This is a genomic window from Stenotrophomonas sp. 22DLJC03, from assembly GCF_056861405.1.
The window spans coordinates 71,517-83,761 of sequence record NZ_JBSPUG010000005.1 but is presented as its reverse complement, the minus strand read 5'-3'; the positions used below and the strand labels follow the sequence as shown (position 1 = coordinate 83,761).

General features: G+C 64.6%; 13 protein-coding genes and 1 other RNA gene. 7 read left to right on the top strand and 7 right to left on the bottom strand.

Features of this window, described 5'->3' with window-relative positions; all coding sequences use genetic code 11:
* Window positions 1-3 precede the first annotated feature (3 nt).
* Both AC13GA_RS16920 and AC13GA_RS16915 read right to left on the bottom strand, forming a co-directional pair.
* Entirely contained in the window at window positions 4-267 is a 264-nt protein-coding gene (locus AC13GA_RS16920; RefSeq protein ID WP_482998582.1) for an RnfH family protein, read from the bottom strand.
* 3 nt (window positions 268-270) lie between these two features.
* Window positions 271-696, bottom strand: a complete 426-nt coding sequence (locus AC13GA_RS16915) for a type II toxin-antitoxin system RatA family toxin (protein WP_012510750.1) — start codon at window positions 694-696, stop codon at window positions 271-273.
* Between the two features lie 57 nt (window positions 697-753).
* Between AC13GA_RS16915 and smpB the strand changes: the two genes are divergently transcribed.
* On the top strand, window positions 754-1,257 hold the full coding sequence (gene smpB, locus AC13GA_RS16910; protein ID WP_040007975.1) for an SsrA-binding protein SmpB: 504 nt from the start codon (window positions 754-756) through the stop codon (window positions 1,255-1,257).
* On the top strand, window positions 1,254-1,700 hold the full coding sequence (locus AC13GA_RS16905) for a GNAT family N-acetyltransferase (RefSeq protein ID WP_430766784.1): 447 nt from the start codon (window positions 1,254-1,256) through the stop codon (window positions 1,698-1,700). The genes smpB and AC13GA_RS16905 overlap by 4 nt, the downstream gene beginning before the upstream one ends.
* Window positions 1,701-1,714: 14 nt before the next feature.
* Here the strand turns inward: AC13GA_RS16905 and AC13GA_RS16900 are convergent, their stop codons facing one another.
* The 3 genes from AC13GA_RS16900 to AC13GA_RS16890 all read right to left on the bottom strand — a co-directional run bounded on the left by AC13GA_RS16900 (window position 1,715) and on the right by AC13GA_RS16890 (window position 4,179).
* A complete protein-coding gene (locus tag AC13GA_RS16900) occupies window positions 1,715-2,287 on the bottom strand; it encodes a hypothetical protein (RefSeq protein WP_430766783.1) in 573 nt (190 codons plus the stop codon).
* 140 nt (window positions 2,288-2,427) lie between these two features.
* Entirely contained in the window at window positions 2,428-2,859 is a 432-nt protein-coding gene (locus tag AC13GA_RS16895; RefSeq protein ID WP_482998581.1) for a GNAT family N-acetyltransferase, read from the bottom strand.
* Window positions 2,860-2,934: 75 nt separating this feature from the next.
* Complete coding sequence (locus AC13GA_RS16890) at window positions 2,935-4,179, bottom strand: hypothetical protein (protein ID WP_482998580.1); 1,245 nt, start codon at window positions 4,177-4,179, stop codon at window positions 2,935-2,937.
* A gap of 45 nt (window positions 4,180-4,224) precedes the next feature.
* Between AC13GA_RS16890 and ssrA the strand changes: the two genes are divergently transcribed.
* From ssrA to AC13GA_RS16875, 3 genes are all read left to right on the top strand, one after another.
* Window positions 4,225-4,617: a transfer-messenger RNA gene (ssrA, locus tag AC13GA_RS16885) on the top strand.
* Window positions 4,618-4,960: 343 nt separating this feature from the next.
* Entirely contained in the window at window positions 4,961-6,466 is a 1,506-nt protein-coding gene (locus AC13GA_RS16880; protein ID WP_248298466.1) for a S8 family serine peptidase, read from the top strand.
* Window positions 6,467-6,616: 150 nt separating this feature from the next.
* Entirely contained in the window at window positions 6,617-7,093 is a 477-nt protein-coding gene (locus AC13GA_RS16875; protein WP_482998579.1) for a hypothetical protein, read from the top strand.
* Between the two features lie 10 nt (window positions 7,094-7,103).
* Here the strand turns inward: AC13GA_RS16875 and AC13GA_RS16870 are convergent, their stop codons facing one another.
* Window positions 7,104-7,565, bottom strand: coding sequence for a methyltransferase (locus AC13GA_RS16870; protein ID WP_046983374.1), 462 nt, complete (start codon window positions 7,563-7,565; stop codon window positions 7,104-7,106).
* A gap of 153 nt (window positions 7,566-7,718) precedes the next feature.
* Between AC13GA_RS16870 and AC13GA_RS16865 the strand changes: the two genes are divergently transcribed.
* On the top strand, window positions 7,719-9,749 hold the full coding sequence (locus AC13GA_RS16865) for an esterase/lipase family protein (protein ID WP_482998578.1): 2,031 nt from the start codon (window positions 7,719-7,721) through the stop codon (window positions 9,747-9,749).
* A gap of 17 nt (window positions 9,750-9,766) precedes the next feature.
* Here AC13GA_RS16865 and AC13GA_RS16860 read toward each other — a convergent pair whose 3' ends face one another.
* Window positions 9,767-10,990, bottom strand: coding sequence for a cytochrome P450 (locus AC13GA_RS16860; protein ID WP_482998577.1), 1,224 nt, complete (start codon window positions 10,988-10,990; stop codon window positions 9,767-9,769).
* Between the two features lie 379 nt (window positions 10,991-11,369).
* Between AC13GA_RS16860 and hchA the strand changes: the two genes are divergently transcribed.
* Window positions 11,370-12,242 carry a glyoxalase III HchA gene (gene hchA, locus AC13GA_RS16855; RefSeq protein WP_136638804.1) on the top strand — a complete coding sequence of 291 codons (873 nt, stop codon included), beginning with the start codon at window positions 11,370-11,372 and terminating at the stop codon, window positions 12,240-12,242.
* Window positions 12,243-12,245 lie beyond the last annotated feature (3 nt).

The following is a 12,245-nucleotide window of genomic DNA, read 5'->3' as shown; positions in this document are numbered from 1 at the left end:
GAATCAACCGCCGAGCGCGCGACGCCGGCGGTTGTCCTTGGGGTCGGCCAGCAGCGGGCGTAGCAGCTCGATGCGGTCGCCATCCAGCAGTACCTGCTGCGGGCGCGCCAGTACGCCGTGCACGGCCACGGCCACGGCCGGGCATCCAGCACTGCCTTCCAACGCGGCAGCGACAATGGCTTCAGCCACGGTGGCGCCCTCTTCCAGCTGCAGCCGGCGCGAGAGCACCTGTTGCGGCCAGGCCAGCACCACCTCGACCTCGATCATCGTTCAGGCCTCGTCGGCGACGCGGACGAAGTCGTTGACCATGCGGTCGGCCAGCCCCTGGAAGCCGATCGCCAATGCCGGGCCAAGCAGCCGCGAGCTGGGCTCGAACTCCAGGGTCAGGGTCACCTTGCAGGCATCCTCGGCCAGCACATGGAATTCCCAGCGGCCGTGCAGTTGCTTGAACGGACCGTCACGCAGCTGCATGTCGATGCTGTGCGGGCGCTGCAGGGTGTTTTCGGTCTGGAACCAGGTACTGAACGAGCCCAGGCCCAGGTCCAGGCGCGCGACAAGGCGGTCCTCGCCCTGCTCCAGGATCTGGGCAGCCGAGCACCAGCGGAAGCGGCGCGGATAAGCCTGGACATCGTTGACCAGGTCGAACATGCGTGCGGCCGAATGTTCGACCAGGGCGCTGCGGCGGATAGTTGGCATGAATACAGGACGTTTCGGCAATCGACCGGGCGGGCCCGAATCGGAGACAATACGGAAATGAGCAAGAACAGCGGCAAGGATAAAGCAAAGAGCGCGACGGCCAACAAAACCATCGCGTTGAACAAGCGTGCCCGTCACGAGTACCACATCGAAGATCGCTTCGAGGCCGGCCTGGCCCTGCAGGGCTGGGAAGTGAAGTCGATCCGTGCTGGCCGCGGCAACATCGTCGACGCCTACGCCTACGTCAAGGATGGTGAGATCTTCCTGATCGGCGCGCAGATCACCCCGTTGATCCAGGCCTCGACCCATGTGGTGGCCAATGACCGGCGCGAGCGCAAGCTGCTGCTGCACCGGAGCGAGATCGACAAGCTGGTGGGCAAGGTCGAGCGTGATGGCTACACGATCGTGCCAACGGCGATGTACTGGAGCAAGAACAAGATCAAGCTGGAAGTGGCGCTGGCCAAGGGCAAGCAGACCCACGACAAGCGCGATGCTGCCAAGGATCGTGACTGGGCGATCGAGAAGCAGCGCGTGATGCGTCGCGGTAACCGCGACGCATGATCACTCCCATCGGCGCCATGGTGACTGCCAGCGCCGATGAAATGCGCACGTTGTGCGCGCGCCTGCTGGCCTTCAACCAGGCCCACGGCGGCGATTCATTCGATGAGACTCCAGTCCGCTTGGCCTGGCATGACGAGCACGGCGCGCTGCGCGGTGGTGTGCTGGCCGACGTCTGTGCCGGCTGGCTGCAGGTACATGTGCTGTGGGTAGACCCGGAACTGCGCGGGCAAGGCATCGGCCAGCGGCTGCTGGCGGAAGCAGAAGCCGTTGCGCACCGCCATGGCGCCCGCAGCGTGATGCTGGATACCTTCGACTGGCAGGCCGAAGCCTTCTACCTGCGGCAGGGCTACACCGTGTATGGGCGACTGCCCGACTGCCCACCCGGTCATGAGCGGATCTACCTGCGCAAACCATTGTCTGGTTCCTGGCCGCAGCGGCTGTAGAAGCCGCCGGTCGGTCAACCCGCCAGCATGCCCTGCCTGCGCATCCGCGGCGCCAGCGCTGCGTGCATCACCGCCAGGTGCATCACAACGGCCAGTTCCGGCGCGTAGCGGTCATCGCCCGCCCGCCACTTCCGGGCCAATTCAGCCGCATCAGCCGGCAACAGCGCCAGTAGTTGGGCGTCATCCAGCGAATCAGCCGCGCCCTGCAGCTGCCGGGCCATCTGGCGCGACTGCCAGACATGCACACCGATGCTGAGGCTGGCCAGCGACATCAGGACTACGGCCAGCCCGTGCTCAAACCACTGCGACAGCACCTCCGGCCCCCACAGCAGGGCAGCCAGCACCGCCAGCGCCGGCAGGCGCCAGCCCAGCCAATGGAACCGGCCCCGCTGCGACCAATGCACCACCACCGCGCTGGCCACCAACGCGGCAGCGGCCGTAGCCGGCAACTCAGTCAGCCAGGTGGCCGCCAGCAGCACCGCCAGCACCGCCCACACCCAGCCCGGCGGCAACGCGCGCCGCTGGTAGTCGGCACCGACCGGCCCGACCAGTTGTCGCAGGCTGCGTTGTTGGCTTGCATCGGTCACCCACCGTCTCCGTGTCCGTCCTGGCTTGGATGATCGTTGCCAGTGTGTCGCAAATTCGTGCCCACGAAGTTAGCAATCCGCTATGACATGCGCTCTACAACAAGTTGCGGATTGACAAGGCGCGCGGGTGGCGGCCGCGCTCACCCCGCTGACAGATCCTTGCTGAGGAACACCCTGCACGTACCGGGCGGATCGCACGGCACTTCACCGAATACGGTCCAGCCATGCTTCACATAGAAGTTCGGCGCCTGGAAGCTGATGGTGTACAGCACACCTGAGCGGCAACCCCGCCGCCGCGCCTCGTCTTCCGCAGCCTTCAACACACGCGAGCCCAGCCCGCTGCCTCGGTATTCCGGTGGCAGATGGAACAGATCGACAAACCACAGGCCCAGCGACGTTCGCCCCGTAAGGCCCCCTACCACCTTGCCGCTGGCTGGATCGGTAACCAGTACCGCCAGCGCGCGTCGATCGGCATACCCCGCCGCCTCCAGATTGAACTGGTCCAGGCCACTGCCAATCAGGTCCAGCGCCTCGTCGCTGGGTTCATCCGTTACAGCGATTTCAAGCGACATCGGCTCCGTCCATAGGCTGCATATCCAGGATCCTGATCCTATCAACCCTGCGTGCACCCGGCGCAGCGCCCAACGCTATTTCACCTTGTCGTCAGCACAGGCAGATGCCGCTGCATCCAACAGCGAGCCGGCCTCCAGGCGTGGCGCAGGACCTGTTGCCGGGAACGCTGCCGCGAGCGCCTTCGCTGCACGGTCTGCATGGGGCTGGATGTACCAGGACGACTCCGGCGGCAGCGTGCCACCGCGCACCCCCTGCTCGAACCGGTATTGGCCCCAGTAGATCGCCAGCGGTTCCTCCAGCGCATTCAATGGGTTGCGCAGCGTCAGCGCGGCCGGGCACAACGTCACGAAGGCTTCGGCCAACGCCCTTCGTTGTGCTGGCTGCTGCCCAGCGGAAAGAAAGTGGCTGTACTCGTGCATCACGATCGGTGCCCAGTCTTCCTCGGCATCGAACGTCGAGAACAGAAAGATGTAACCGCCCCGCAGCTTGGCCTGGGTCTGCATCGCATCCGGCCACCAGAGGAAACGCACCTGGAAGGTGGCTGGAGCATCCACTCTGAAGAACGCCTGCATCTGCGCCGCAAGCCCGCCGACCGGGCGGGCTGCCAGCTGCCTTGCGAGTTCGCGCTTCTTCGCGTTGAATGGCGCCTGCCCTGCCAGCAGCAGGCGGGCATGCGGGGCGAAGTGCGCGTAGTACCGCCACAGCAGCCTCTGGTCACGGCGGTCCTGGCCGATAATCGCGGCCCTGACGGCTGCATCGAACGATTCTGCCGCCAGGAAATGGCTGGCGAACGGATCGCCGTCGCGGGTATCTGCACCTGCGAACACCCGCTCGGCCGCCGCGGCCATTACCTCGTGATCACGCGCCAGTGGTGACGTGCGCTGGCGGAACGCGGCATAGGCAGCCAACAACGCGCGGTCCCGCTCGTCCAGGCCGAAGCGCCGCTGCCATTCCTTCTTGTAGACCGAAGCGGTGTATCCCGGCAGCCAATCGGGCAGGTTGTCGAGCAGGTTGAACAGGTCCAGCGATGGACTGTAAGCCACCTCCACCGTCGCCTGCGGGGATTCGGCCGCTACGACGGGCCGTGCCTGCATTGCCAGAACGGCCGCGGCAAGCGCACCCGCCCATCCCAGTCGCATCTTGCCGGAGCTGACGGATACGACCATGGGAGGCTCGTGGAAGGACGTCGGGAAATTCGAGCACGCCTCCCCGGGGATGGCAACGTGCCAAGCGGCAGGGGCACGAGGCAATCCCCACGCGTGACTGTTCAGGAAGATTGCCGTACCATCTGTCCTGTTAGGCAGGTTCCTGGGCGACATCTGATCAACTTGGAACCTGAAAGCCTTGCAAGACTTGAAGAAACCGGGGGTGCATTGGTTTCGACGGGGGTTGTGAAGTCGCCTGGCGCATGCCGAGGGGGTAGCTTTCCTCGTAAATCCAGCTGCAAAACTCTAGTTGCCAACGACGACAACTACGCTCCGGTCGCTCTCGCAGCCTAAAAACTGCGGTGCGTGACCTTCTGCCGACTTAGGCGGAGCCTCGAAACTGCTTGTGTCCATGCTCGCAGCGTAGAGTCATTATCATGGAATCGCGCTGGGCGGCTGCCTGTCAGTCCGGCACTAGAACACAACAGGCTGGTTCCCGGGTGCGCTTTGCACACCGTGCTGCTCGGGGATGAGATTCAACGGTGAGCTAAGCATGTAGTGCTGGGGATGGAGTGCCTTCGGACGGCGGTTCAATTCCGCCCACCTCCACCAACGAACGGTTCGTCACGAACCGGAGAAGCCCGGAAATTCCACCAACGTGGGTTTCCGGGCTTTTTTATTGCCCGCCTCGCCTCGCTGCGAAATTCACCACCCAGGCGCAGTCGCGACCCGATGCCGTCAAGCAATGTCGGCATTGCACATCTTCTCTCGCTTTCGACATCACTAAACCACTTCAGAAATTTCCCACCCTCTCCTTGGGGGGGATGTGCCCGCGAAGCCGTTCGTCCTTGGTCGCCATCAAGAGGAGACCACGGGTCACCTGCACCCTGCACACCGAAGCCGAGCCCGAGGGGCACGGCCTGTTCGACACATCTTCCACAAAGGAACTGTATCCATGCGTACGTCGCTTCGGGTTTCCCTTGCCAGTGCCATCACCCTGGTCCTGGCCAGCGCCCCCGCCTTCGCCCAACCCACCGAACGGGTATGGACGCGAGGCATGGCCAGCAACGAGCAGTACAGCAGTTTCATCGTCAAGTACCGGGACGGCAGCAGCAAGCGCGTCTCCGCCGACACCGCCCAGGACGCGCTGAAGAAGCGCCTCGGCGTCCAGCAGCGCAGCAAGCGTTCGATCGGCAGCGCACCGACTTCGGCTGCCTCCGTGACCCATCAACGCCGCATGGGCGGTGGAGCCGACGTGGTCACCACGGACAAGCCACTGGACCGTCCGGAGGCCGAGATCCTGATGCAGCGCATCGCCGACGATCCGGACGTCGAGTATGTGCAGCCGAACTACATGATGAGTGCATTCGCCACGCCGAACGACCCGCGCTATGGGGAGCAATGGCACTACAGCAACCCGACCAGTGGCGCTCGCCTGCCCGGCGCGTGGGATCGCTCCACCGGCCAGGGTGTGGTGGTTGCGGTGGTTGATTCGGGCTATCTCAACAACAACGACCTGCAGGCGAACCTGCTGCCGGGTTACGACATGATCTCGTCGACCCGTCCGTTCAGTGATTGGCAGTGCATCATCGGGGGAATGAATCCCGGCTGTGGTGGCTCCGACGATGGTGACGGACGCGACGCCGATGCATTCGATGCCTCAGGCATTGCACACGGCACCCACGTCGCCGGAACGGTCGCTGCGGTGACCAACAACCAGATCGGCGTGGCCGGCGTGGCCTACAACGCGAAAGTCGTACCGGTGCGCGTACTGGGAAACCAGGGCAATGGTGGTTCCGCTGACATCATCGACGGCATGCTCTGGAGTGCCGGTATCAACGTGCCCAATGTCCCTGCCAATGCCAACCCGGCCGAAGTCATCAATCTCAGCCTGGGCGGCCGCCGCGCCTGCTCGCCGGCCGAGCAGGATGCAATCGACGACATCACGGCCCAGGGTACGATCGTGGTGGTCGCCGCCGGCAACAGCAATCTTGATGTGTCCGAGTTCGCCCCGGCGAACTGCAAGGGTGTGATCGCGGTTGCTGCCAACGATCAGGGCGGTCGTCGTGCGTTCTACTCCAACTATGGCGCAGGCATCCACATCACCGCACCGGGTGGTGAGACCTGGTCGTGCCGTGCGTCGGTGGGCGAGTTCCTGCCACTGGCCACGCCGCCGAGCCAGGCCAACTGCGCACCCACCCGCCAGCATCCGGCGCAGGGCATCCTGTCCACCGTGGGTAACAACGCCTTCGACTTCATGTCCGGCACCTCGATGGCGGCGCCCCACGTCGCTGGCATCGTCGCGCTGATGCAGGCGGTGGCGCCGGTGCCCAAGACCACCGACCAGGTCAAGGACATCCTGCGTCGAACCGCGCACCCGATCGCGGCGGCGAACTGCCCCGGCGGTTGCGGACCGGGCATTGTCGACGCCGCAGAAGCGGTGAAGGCCGCCAGCAACTGATGGCATGGCGCAGCGGCCTTCCGAGGCCGCTGCGCTGCTTGCCGGTGATCCGATCCGGTACGTTCGTCACGCCGGAATGGCGGCGCATGATCGAGACTCTGTGACCCTATCGGAACGTACCCTGCTCCGAGACGAACAGAAGGATCTGCAATGAAAACCGCACCCATCGTATTCGCCCTTGCCCTGGCTGCCCTTGTCGCAGGTCCGGCCGCCCATGCGGCCATCGCGCCACCCGGTACCGCCACGCTGGAAGCCCTGCTCGCCTGCAAGGCCGGTTCGAACTTCAGCGCGGCCGAGGCGATCGACGCGCTGCAGGCAGCCGGCCTGGCAAAGAAGCCGGGCGGTACGTTCGAGCCTGAGAGCTCGCCGGTTGCCCTGTTCGGCGGCACCATCAGCAGTGCCGATGTGAACGTGGCGGCGGGTGAGAAAAGCATCTTCGTGTACTTGAACGGTGTCGATTCGCAGCGCCTGGCCAAGTCATGGTCGGTAACCACGGTCAACGAGCACGCCAACACCGAAGCCCCCTCCTACGTGAAAGCCATCGACAAACGCCACACCCTGCACGTGATCGCCGGCGACGACTACGAAGGTTATTCGGCGGCGGTGAAGTGCCAGATCACTCCGTAACGGCACAGGTCTACAGCCAGCGCCGCACGCGTTGGCGGAAGCCTGCATAGGCCTCGGGAAAGCGGGCCGACAGTGCCCGCTCTTCCGGCACGATCTGCAAGCGGGTGATGTACAGCACGAACAGCGGCACGGCCAGCAGCGCGGTAAGGTTCTGCAGGTACAGCATCGCACCGGCCAGGACGGTCGCCTGGCCCAGATACATCGGATTGCGCGTGTAGCGATACACCCCGTGCGTGACCAGCGCGCTCGACGCCGAGGGACGCAGCGGGTTCACCGTGGTACGCGCACGCTGGAAAGCCAGCTTCGGCAGCAGGTTCAGCACCAGGCCGATGGCCATCACCCCGCCCGCCAGCAGTGCCGGCATCGGCAATGACAACACTGTGCCCGGCCACAGGCGGCTGGCCAGGTAACCGGCAGCGGCACACAGCAGCATCACCAGCGGTGGTGGAACACGGGTTTCAAGCCACCGCATCGCAGTCCCTGCATCACCCCATTCACCCCAGTGTCACACGGAAATGCCTGAATCGCCCGGGTGGCGGTGCTTTGGCTTGGCAAACCGACTGCCCGGTATCTTCCGCTTTGACAGGTCTGTCGTTAGAGTGTCGCCACCGCGCAGGAGGATCGTATGGCAACCACGGGCTTGGGCTTCATCGGCCGCACGACCCTCATCATCACCGTGCTGCTCACCCTTGGTGGCTGCGCGACGCTGCGCCAGTTCGGGCCGTCGGTGCAGGTGGCCTCGGTCACGCCCGGCCAGTACATCGCACTCAAGCGCGGCGACATCCTCACCACCGGCAAGCTCAGCTCGGCAACGACGGAAACCCTGCGCGTGGCCGGCCTCGACGAAGGCGTCTGCGCCAAGCCTGGCCTGCCCTGCATCGAAGCGATGGAAGCCACCATCGTGGTGCGCGAGGAGGACAAGCGCTCGAGCCTTGCCGAGTTGTGGCTGCAGTACGCCATGACCCTGCCCGCACCGAAACGCGAGTACTCCGCCTCGGGCCGGGCCAAGACCACCATCACCGAACTGGACGCCGACTTCCAGCCGCGCCTGGATGCCTGGATGCAGGTCGCGCGGCAGGCTTACGGGTATCTGTTCTTCACCGAGCGCACCGCCAACCAGCGTGGCTTCGAAGATCGCCAGACCCAGGTGCGTGACTATTACAACCTGGCCGTGCAGGAAGCTTCGGTGCAGCTGTACAACGCCTATGCCACCGGCCGCGTGCACAGCGAAGCCAGCCATTTCCAGCTCGGCCGCTGGACTTTCGTACTCGCCCCATCGGGCGAAGCTTCACCACTGGACACGCGTACCCCCACCGAGCTGGTGCCCGCTGCCTCGCTCTCGTTCACCGGCACGCTGCGCAGCGTGCACCGCCGCGATGGCTTCGGCGCGGAGCTGGTGGCTGTGATGAATGATCCAGCCAATGCCAGCGCCACGCCAACTACGGCCTCAACGGCCTCTACGGCGTCTACGACCGCGAAGGCAGCGACGCAGCGCAGTTGGAGCGAGATGCCCTCGCCATCGATGACAGTGTTGCTGCGCTTCTCCGGAAAGAACCTGTGGGAAGTGCTGCACGACGACGAGCCGGAACTGGAGATTCACGATCCTTACCAGGTCACCGAAGTCACCCTGCACGGACAGGAAGTGCCGCTGGCCGCGAACTTCACCGCTGGCTACGCACTGTGGCTGGCGCGCTCGAACTTCAGCCACCAGTCGCTGCGCTCGCTGTTCGGTGGCAAGGGCGGCATCGATACGCCGCACCTGTACATGATGCAGCCGTACGATCCGAACCGTCGCGTGCTGCTGATGATCCACGGTTTGGCCAGCAGCCCGGAAGCCTGGGTCAACGTCGCCAACGAGCTGATGCGCGACGAGGAGATCCGCCAGGATTTCCAGATCTGGCAGTTCTACTACCCGACCAACATGCCGATCGCGATGAGCCACGATGCGATGCGTCATACGCTGGCCGAGGTCTTCCAGCACTTCGACCCCAGCGGCAAGGCGCAGGCCTCGCATGACATGGTGCTGGTCGGGCACAGCATGGGCGGCGTGATTGCGCGGCTGATGATCTCCTCTTCAGGCGACCACCTGGTCGATACCCTGCTGGCCACCGCACAGATGACACCGGCGCAGCAGGAACTGCTGCGCACCAAGGGCGCGCCGGTGCTGACCTTCCTGCCGGAACCGGAAGTATCGCGCGTGGTGTTCATCGCCACGCCGCACCGCGGCACCGATGTGGCGAGCACCCGCCTGGGCCGCTGGATCGGCCGCCTGGTGCGCTTGCCGCTGACCGTTCTGGAAGACGTGGCCACTATCGCCAACGACGGCAAGATCGATCGCAACGACGGCAAGCACGGCTACCAGATGAACAGCATCCAGAACCTGGACAAGGACGATCCCTTCGTGCGCGCCGTGGCCGACCTGCCAATGGCGCCGAAGGTGCATTACCACTCGATCATCGCCCGCGCCAAGGCCGACGGCCCGCTGGAGAAGACCGACGATGGGCTGGTGCCGTACTGGAGCTCGCACCTGCCGCATGCGGTTTCGGAAAAGGTGATCGTGTCCGGGCACAGCGTGCAGGAGGCAACCCCGGCAATCGTCGAACTGCGGCGGATCCTGCACGAGGACATGAAGGAGCATGACCGCGCGGGCAACTGATCCGCCCGTCCCTCTCCTCAGGAAGCCGAGGCGCGGCGCGAGAACGTACCCTGCAGCGCTGCTGGGATCGCGAAGCCCTCCATGCGCACCTCCGGGCGGTAATCCGCGCCGGGGGTGAATCGATATTCGCGTGCGAGCAGCGCGCACAGGAGTACCAGCTGCGCATTTCCCACCGCCGATCCCACACAGGAACGCGATGGGAAGCCATAAGGCACATAGATGCCGGCCGTCCGCTTGCGACGCTCGGGCAACCAGCGGTCTGGATCGAACAACAGCGGATCGTCCCAGTACTTCGACGACCGGTGCTGGATGAACGAGCTCAGCTCGAACACCGTGCCTTCCTTGATGGCCTGCCCATCCACCTGCAGATCGCAGGCCGCCACGCGTCGATTGTTGAAGGGCGTGGAGTACAGACGCATCACTTCCTTCAGGAACCGCATCGTGCAGGGAATGCGGGCGATGGGCAATGCATGGATCTCCGCGTCTGACAGCGGCGCGAACTCCTCTTCAATGCGTTGCCGCCAATGCGGATGCATCTGCAGGGCCAGCAGCAGGCAGGCGGCCATCATGCCCGGCACTCCGGAGATGGCAATCAACTGCACCGTAACCAGATAGGTGACCTTGTCCAGCCCGATGCGCTCACGCAGCGTCAGCAGTGACTGCGCGTAGTCCAGCGAAGAACACCCGCTACGGACGCGGCGCTTCAACTCTGCTTGGATCGTCCGCGACTCACCACGGCCGATGAGGAAATTGCGCAGCAGGTGGCGCCGGTGGATGACCTGCTCGACCTGGGTGGTGTAGCGCAGATGCAGGGCACGTTCGATGGCAGCGGTACCGCGTGCATCAAGCCCGTCGATCACCAGAGGAACGAGCGGATGCGCCATCACTTTCCACACCGCCGGCGTCGCATCCAATTCATGCCCACACAGCGCATCCAGTGCCTGCCGCATGCGCGACTGCAGCGTCTTGAGGGTATCCACGCCAGTGAGCTCGGCACTGCAGGCGGCGATCAGGCTGCGTACTTCGGTCCAGCGCACGCGCTCGTGCCGGCGGAACAGATCGGCCAGCGATTCAACCACGAACAGGTGCTCGGAATTCTCCTTGTCAACCTTCCCGGCCAGCTCCGGGCAGAACACCCCGATGCCGCCGGTTTCCAGATGCAGTACCGGTCCTTCGCGCTCCACGCGCGCGGCCAACCGCTCGGCAGCAACGGTGCTGCCTTCATTCGACATCCCTTGCATGCAGTGCGCCTCCGGCAGGAAGGGACTCGAAAGACGAGTCCCTTCGTCTTGCTACCGCTCAAACGCGGGGTTGCCCCGCAGGATCAGAACTCGACCCAGAGCGGCCAGGTATTCCACACACTGCTCTTCTCGTTCGGATGGATATTCAGAGTGACGCGCAATGCTCGGGCGAATCTTTTCATTTTCATTCCTTTGCTTGCTGTGTGGTTATGCCGGGATTATCCCGGCACCGGCTAGATAGCACGACATAATGCTGCTGTCCAACCAGGCCATGTGCCGCGGTGCAACATCAGGACCGTGGCAGATTGGGGGAATTCCCTCATCGCACGTGCGCAGCGGCCCTTCTATGCTGGCCCCACTTTCCCCGCAGGAGGTCCGCATGAACACGCAAGAGCCCAGCCGCCAGCCCAGTCCCGATCCGGCCGAGCGTGACGCCTTCTTCCCTTCCCCGTACTCGCTGTCGCAGTTCACTTCGGCGAAGAGTGACCTGTCCGGCGCCGACTACCCGGATGCGCGCCGCGATGGCCGCTGGAAGGTGCTGATGATCGCCGCCGACGAGCGCTATCTGCCGACCGCCAACGGCCATCTTTTTTCCACCGGCAACCACCCTGTGGAAACCCTGCTGCCGATGTACCACCTGGACAAGGCCGGCTTCGAGATCGACGTGGCGACGCTGTCCGGCAATGCCACCAAGTTCGAATGGTGGGCATTCCCGCGCGAGGACAAGGAGATCGGCGGACTGTATGAGCGCTATGAAGAGCACTTCCGCCAGCCGCTGCAGCTGCACGACGTGGTGGCCGGCCTCGATGCCGATTCGGACTACGCAGCAGTGTTCATCCCCGGTGGCCATGGCGCGTTGATCGGCCTGCCGGAAAGCCGCGCGGTGAAGGCCACCCTGCAGTGGGCAATGGCCCAGCAACGCCACATCATCACCCTCTGCCACGGCCCTGCTGCATTGCTGGCTGCCGGCGTCGACGAAGCCGATGGCGGCTCACTGTTCCGTGGCTATCGCATCTGCGCGTTCCCCGATGCAATGGACCGGCAGACACCCGACATCGGCTACATGCCGGGGCAGCTGCAGTGGTTCTTCGGTGAACGGCTTGCGCAGCAGGGCGTGCAGATCGTCAACGAAGGCATCGACGGCAGCGTGCTGCAGGACCGCCTGCTGCTGACCGGCGACAGCCCACTTGCCGGCAACGCGCTGGGCAAGCTGGCCGCACGCACCCTGCTCGACACACTGGCCGGGCGCTGACCC

Coding starts and splice junctions, on each gene's coding strand:
- AC13GA_RS16895 (WP_482998581.1), bottom strand. CDS start 2,859: ATGTCGCTTGAAATCGCTGTAACGGATGAACCCAGCGACGAGGCGCTG.
- hchA (WP_136638804.1), top strand. CDS start 11,370: ATGAACACGCAAGAGCCCAGCCGCCAGCCCAGTCCCGATCCGGCCGAG.
- AC13GA_RS16920 (WP_482998582.1), bottom strand. CDS start 267: ATGATCGAGGTCGAGGTGGTGCTGGCCTGGCCGCAACAGGTGCTCTCG.
- AC13GA_RS16905 (WP_430766784.1), top strand. CDS start 1,254: ATGATCACTCCCATCGGCGCCATGGTGACTGCCAGCGCCGATGAAATG.
- AC13GA_RS16865 (WP_482998578.1), top strand. CDS start 7,719: ATGGCAACCACGGGCTTGGGCTTCATCGGCCGCACGACCCTCATCATC.
- AC13GA_RS16860 (WP_482998577.1), bottom strand. CDS start 10,990: ATGCAAGGGATGTCGAATGAAGGCAGCACCGTTGCTGCCGAGCGGTTG.
- AC13GA_RS16870 (WP_046983374.1), bottom strand. CDS start 7,565: ATGCGGTGGCTTGAAACCCGTGTTCCACCACCGCTGGTGATGCTGCTG.
- AC13GA_RS16915 (WP_012510750.1), bottom strand. CDS start 696: ATGCCAACTATCCGCCGCAGCGCCCTGGTCGAACATTCGGCCGCACGC.
- smpB (WP_040007975.1), top strand. CDS start 754: ATGAGCAAGAACAGCGGCAAGGATAAAGCAAAGAGCGCGACGGCCAAC.
- AC13GA_RS16875 (WP_482998579.1), top strand. CDS start 6,617: ATGAAAACCGCACCCATCGTATTCGCCCTTGCCCTGGCTGCCCTTGTC.
- AC13GA_RS16880 (WP_248298466.1), top strand. CDS start 4,961: ATGCGTACGTCGCTTCGGGTTTCCCTTGCCAGTGCCATCACCCTGGTC.
- AC13GA_RS16890 (WP_482998580.1), bottom strand. CDS start 4,179: ATGTCGCCCAGGAACCTGCCTAACAGGACAGATGGTACGGCAATCTTC.